General features: G+C 45.7%; 1 protein-coding gene and 1 pseudogene. One reads left to right on the top strand and one right to left on the bottom strand.

The window, feature by feature from the left end:
- Window positions 1–278: pseudogene (gene cysB / locus A3756_RS24520) on the top strand (HTH-type transcriptional regulator CysB); the annotation flags it as partial.
- 26 nt (window positions 279–304) lie between these two features.
- On the opposite strand, the gene A3756_RS24515 reads toward cysB, so the two are convergent.
- On the bottom strand, window positions 305–670 hold a 366-nt coding region (locus tag A3756_RS24515), incomplete at its 5' end, for a SecY-interacting protein Syd (protein WP_197481526.1).

The following is a 670-nucleotide window of genomic DNA, read 5'->3' as shown; positions in this document are numbered from 1 at the left end:
TGAAACTCGGTTTGGGTATCGGGATCGTAGCATCCATGGCTTACGACACTCAAAAAGATGTCGGCTTGACTGCGATTGATACCGACCGACTGTTTGAGGCAAGTGTTACCAATATCGGATTCAGGAAGGGGACCTTTATGCGCGGCTTTATGTATGAGTTCCTACAACAGTTTGCACCTCATCTTACTCAGAAGGTTGTCGAGGAAGCATGCTACCGCCATATGCATCGTCAGGACGTTCAAGAAATGTTTGAAAATGTTAAGCTCCCGCGCTACTAAGAAGCATGGCTTAACATGAAGGCGCCTTAGTTGTACTCGAGTGCTGTAGGGTTGAGGGCTAGCAAGAAACTTTCAAGGTTGTCAGCCAACTCTTTATAATCTTTTCGACCTGGGCGCTCTAAAATGACTTTCCCGCTATGATTTTCAATACTTACAACTTCATTGCTGTCGGTGCAGCCGATAAATAGCGTTAAGCTCTGTTTGTTCTTAAGCTTCGCGAAACAGTGTCCGAGTATATTTTCTTTTAGACGCTCCTGATCTTCTTCGTTCCACGTTTGTATTAACGCAAAATCAACTAAAGGGTGCTCTACACGCATTCCGTTCGCCCAGTAGCTTTCGAAGAAGGCGTGGAAATCGGGATGGAATTTGGTCTCGAGCGCATCTTCAAGGCT

It is taken from the genome of Oleiphilus sp. HI0086 (assembly GCF_001635225.1).
Note: the sequence above shows the minus strand (reverse complement) of the source record. Positions and strands in the feature narration are given on the sequence as shown.